Annotated in this window: 5 protein-coding genes; 1 reads left to right on the top strand and 4 read right to left on the bottom strand. The window is 31.5% G+C overall.

Going from position 1 to position 2600, the window contains the following annotated elements; translation table 11 throughout:
• Positions 1-31: 31 nt before the first annotated feature.
• The gene (locus ACVPON_RS01145) at positions 32-829 is read left to right on the top strand and encodes an ImmA/IrrE family metallo-endopeptidase (RefSeq protein WP_462875353.1); all 798 of its coding nucleotides are present in this window, start codon (positions 32-34) and stop codon (positions 827-829) included.
• Positions 830-898: 69 nt separating this feature from the next.
• On the opposite strand, the gene ACVPON_RS01140 is transcribed toward ACVPON_RS01145, so the two are convergent.
• The 4 genes from ACVPON_RS01140 to ACVPON_RS01125 form a co-directional block, all read right to left on the bottom strand.
• Positions 899-1273, bottom strand: coding sequence for a hypothetical protein (locus ACVPON_RS01140; RefSeq protein WP_462875351.1), 375 nt, complete (start codon positions 1271-1273; stop codon positions 899-901).
• 2 nt (positions 1274-1275) lie between these two features.
• The gene (locus tag ACVPON_RS01135; RefSeq protein ID WP_462875349.1) at positions 1276-1611 is read right to left on the bottom strand and encodes a hypothetical protein; all 336 of its coding nucleotides are present in this window, start codon (positions 1609-1611) and stop codon (positions 1276-1278) included.
• Positions 1612-1624: 13 nt separating this feature from the next.
• Entirely contained in the window at positions 1625-1936 is a 312-nt protein-coding gene (locus ACVPON_RS01130) for a toxin-antitoxin system protein (protein WP_462875347.1), read from the bottom strand.
• An 87-nt stretch (positions 1937-2023) separates the two neighbouring features.
• Positions 2024-2182 (bottom strand): hypothetical protein, encoded by a 159-nt coding sequence (locus ACVPON_RS01125; protein ID WP_462875345.1) that lies wholly within the window; start codon positions 2180-2182, stop codon positions 2024-2026.
• Positions 2183-2600 lie beyond the last annotated feature (418 nt).

Genomic DNA, 2600 nt, shown 5'->3' with positions numbered 1-2600 from the left:
ATAGAATTATTACCACGATTCAAATCTATAAATGAATCATTGCGCTACTATTTTAAAACTTAATCACTATAAACGTCAAACCGATAAACTGGACATATTAGTTATGGCTCATAAATTACACAACGATATTGCAGGACTAGCTGTTAAAGATAAATTGAATCGCTCCTCTATCTCCTATCAAATCTCCCACCATAAAAATCGTCAAAATTTCACAAAATGCCACGAACTCGCTCATTTTTTATTGGAACATGACGGCTATATTTTTGCCAATCAAAATGAAAATACCGTCCAAGAAATTGAAGCAAATACTTTCGCAGGAATTCTTCTTGCTCCTGACATTATTTTACTAGGGAAAATTCTCTATCATCAGAAAACTTTTCAAGACATTCTAGCTGAGCTTGAAATTTCAAAAGACGCTCTCAAAATACGATTAAAACAACTCCTTGAGTATCACACTAAACTATATGAAGAAGAAATCACACTCATTATTCAAAATTACATCACACGAAAAGCACCCAATGACATAATAGAAGCAATTAAACAGGCAGAAAAAACAGTTATAAAAGAATACAAAGCTGTCACTATTTCACCTATCGAACTTATCAATCATCTTTTTGAACACAAAAATATAATTACTAGCGTAGAGATAAAAGAACTGTCTGAGAAATCTTTTATTGACAAGCTCAAAGAAACCTATCAAAATATAGAACATGGCTTTTATTTTGATTACGGAAAAATTCTCTATTATATTTATCAAACTGACAAAATTACAAAAGAAGAAGCTAGTAAACAAGCGAAGAATGAACACTTTAAAATGATTTTTTTCTAACAAAAAGTCCTCTATAGCAGACTTTTCTACAGAGTTCCGTTATAAGAAACTATAAAAGACTAGAAATCTCTAGTCTTTCTTTTGTTCTCCAATTTCTTTCTTTTTTTCTTGGTAAGCCTTAGTACCTACCTTATAATACTGATCACCATCAAAAACAAGAACTCCGTCTTTATAGGTATAAGGATATTCTCTACCGCTTTCACTGATAAAAACAGATTTTTCTTCATTGACTATAAAATCATCACTATTATTATGAGCACCTTCCATCGTAGAGTTTGCAATCGTCATTATACCAGCGCTTTCGCTATCTAAATGCTCCTCACCTGTATTGGACCCAACCCAATACAAATGATACTCCCCATCTAAACTATCCTTATTTGCCCCGCAGGCTGTCAAAAAGAACACTACAATGACTGTAACAAAAGCTAATAAAATCTTTTTCATAATTATTCTCCCTTATCAACTAAAAATCTACTTAAAGATTCAATATCTCGTTTTGTAAAACTGCCTATAATACTAATAACAAACTTATCTTTATTAATCCTCATTGGTGGCTTAATATCCACCCATGAAGGCATTTTCAATCCTGCTCGTTTCCAATCTTTTATTTCATAGTACTTCTGTTGAATATATTCTGACTTGTTAAAAAACTTACTAGTTATTCTCCTAACTACTATCATTTCTCCATCAACACTAGTAATAACCATCGGTCGAGTTTTTCCACCTGTACCATCTGCATACTTCACATAAGATATAATAACATCAAATTCTTTTACTTGCATACCAGAACCTCTATCACTCCTCCAAAAACCAAGTTAAATGCTCTGGATTATGAACATCAAAATCAACTGCTCTAGCATTATCAATCTCTGCAATAGACCGCTTAGCCCTTACAAGTTGTTCTTCAGTTATATATATCCCCTTTTCATCAAATTCTGTTACATCTACTTGTTTGCGCAAATCAAAGGGTAAACCTTGAACTTCCAAACTTTTACGTAAAAACATAATGAATGCTTCCTGCGTACTTGTCCCTAAAGAAGCATAAAGTTCGGACACATTGTCCAACAAATCAGAATCAACTCTTTTTGAAAAAATTTTTGTAGCCATATTTATACTCCTTATCAAATATAATACTATTGTATCACATTTGATAGCTATTTGCAATCATTTCCCTATTTTTAACTACAAAAACAACTATTCATCAAATAGAAAATCCATGTCTTCTTTACTTTCTACATCTAATCTTCTAACAATTGCCCTTTCTTTTACATATTGTCTAAGCCATAGCTTCGCTACTTCAAGATCGTCCTCTTTTAATTCTTCATCAACACACATAGCAATCCTAGACATCATATACACCTCCACTTTCTATAACTATTATATCATAAGCAACATATTTTTAAATACAAAATAAAAGCTACTATTCCTGACAATAACCTTTAGTTTATATTTAAAATAATACCCACAAATTATAATTTGTTCTACTTTTGTTCTACTAAATTTTATTTAATATGATATAATTTAGCTAATAATCTTGATAAAATTCTTGAAAATACACTCTTTTTGATTTTATCAAACATCTATATATCTCTACAGGGAGGATGTTCACATATCTCCTAAAGCCTTGTACCGCAAGGCTTTTTTGCTTGTCTTTCAGGCTCTTTGTCAACTGTAGTGGGTAGATGAAAAGCTAACACCTAGAGAGGACGAACTTCGTTCTCTCTTTCTTTACGTTTAAAGCAATCAAAATGCGTTTTTTAAAGTTTTCAAA

This window comes from Streptococcus sp. 1F3, assembly GCF_054968985.1.
Note: the sequence above shows the minus strand (reverse complement) of the source record. Positions and strands in the feature narration are given on the sequence as shown.

What these genes read in the sequence shown, in the direction of transcription:
- ACVPON_RS01125 (WP_462875345.1), bottom strand. Translation starts at nt 2,182, where the DNA reads ATGATGTCTAGGATTGCTATGTGTGTTGATGAAGAATTAAAAGAGGAC.
- ACVPON_RS01135 (WP_462875349.1), bottom strand. Translation starts at nt 1,611, where the DNA reads ATGCAAGTAAAAGAATTTGATGTTATTATATCTTATGTGAAGTATGCA.
- ACVPON_RS01145 (WP_462875353.1), top strand. Translation starts at nt 32, where the DNA reads ATGAATCATTGCGCTACTATTTTAAAACTTAATCACTATAAACGTCAA.
- ACVPON_RS01130 (WP_462875347.1), bottom strand. Translation starts at nt 1,936, where the DNA reads ATGGCTACAAAAATTTTTTCAAAAAGAGTTGATTCTGATTTGTTGGAC.
- ACVPON_RS01140 (WP_462875351.1), bottom strand. Translation starts at nt 1,273, where the DNA reads ATGAAAAAGATTTTATTAGCTTTTGTTACAGTCATTGTAGTGTTCTTT.